The 1,472-nt window shown below is 64.9% G+C and carries 1 pseudogene; it reads left to right on the forward strand.

Annotation, left to right across the window (positions count from 1 at the left end):
• Nucleotides 1-1,472: pseudogene (locus QZ994_RS19870) on the forward strand (Tn3-like element ISPa38 family transposase); the annotation flags it as partial.

The following is a 1,472-nucleotide window of genomic DNA, read 5'->3' on the forward strand; positions in this document are numbered from 1 at the left end:
TACTACGAACTGTGCGCGCTGTCGGAGCTGAAGAACGCGCTGCGCTCCGGCGACATCTGGGTGCAAGGCTCGCGCCAGTTCAAGGACTTCGAGGACTACCTGGTGCCGCCCGCGAAATTCGCCAGCCTCAAGCAGGCCAGCGAATTGCCGCTGGCCGTGGCCACCGATTGCGACCAGTACCTGCATGACCGGCTGACGCTGCTGGAAACGCAGCTCGCCACCGTCAACCGCATGGCGCTGGCCAACGAGCTGCCGGACGCCATCATCACGGAGTCGGGCCTGAAGATCACGCCGCTCGATGCGGCGGTGCCCGATACCGCACAGGCCCTGATCGACCAGACGGCGATGATCCTACCGCACGTCAAGATCACCGAATTGCTGCTGGAGGTAGACGAATGGACGGGCTTCACCCGGCACTTCGCCCACCTGAAGTCAGGCGACCTGGCCAAGGACAAAAACCTGTTGCTGACCACGATCCTCGCCGACGCGATCAACCTGGGCCTGACCAAGATGGCGGAATCGTGCCCCGGCACGACCTACGCCAAGCTGGCCTGGCTGCAAGCCTGGCACATCCGCGACGAAACCTACGGGGCGGCACTGGCCGAGCTGGTCAACGCGCAGTTCCGACATCCCTTCGCCGAGCATTGGGGCGACGGCACCACGTCATCGTCGGACGGCCAGAACTTCCGCACCGGCAGCAAGGCCGAGAGCACCGGCCACATCAATCCGAAATACGGCAGCAGCCCAGGGCGGACGTTCTACACCCATATCTCCGACCAGTACGCGCCGTTCCACACCAAGGTCGTGAACGTCGGCGTGCGCGACTCGACCTACGTGCTCGACGGCCTGCTGTATCACGAATCCGACCTGCGGATCGAGGAGCACTACACCGACACGGCAGGGTTCACGGACCACGTCTTCGCGTTGATGCACCTGCTGGGCTTCCGCTTCGCCCCGCGCATTCGTGACCTGGGCGACACCAAGCTCTACATCCCGAAGGGCGATGCCACCTACGAGGCGTTGAAACCGATGATCGGCGGCACGCTCAACATCAAGCACGTCCGCGCCCATTGGGATGAAATCCTGCGGATGGCCACCTCGATCAAGCAGGGCACGGCGACGGCCTCGCTGATGCTCAGGAAGCTTGGCAGCTACCCGCGCCAGAACGGCCTGGCCGTCGCCCTGCGTGAGCTGGGACGCATCGAGCGCACACTGTTCATCCTGGACTGGCTGCAAAGCGTCGAGCTGCGCCGCCGCGTGCATGCCGGGCTGAACAAAGGCGAGGCGCGCAACGCGCTGGCCCGCGCCGTGTTCTTCAACCGCCTGGGGGAAATCCGCGACCGCAGCTTCGAGCAGCAGCGCTACCGGGCCAGCGGCCTCAACCTGGTGACGGCGGCCATCGTGCTATGGAACACGGTCTATCTGGAGCGGGCCGCGAACGCCTTGCGTGGCCACGGTCAAGCCGTCGATGA

This window comes from Aquabacterium sp. (genome assembly GCF_021768455.1).
In the GTDB taxonomy this organism is placed as follows: domain Bacteria; phylum Pseudomonadota; class Gammaproteobacteria; order Burkholderiales; family Burkholderiaceae_C; genus Aquabacterium.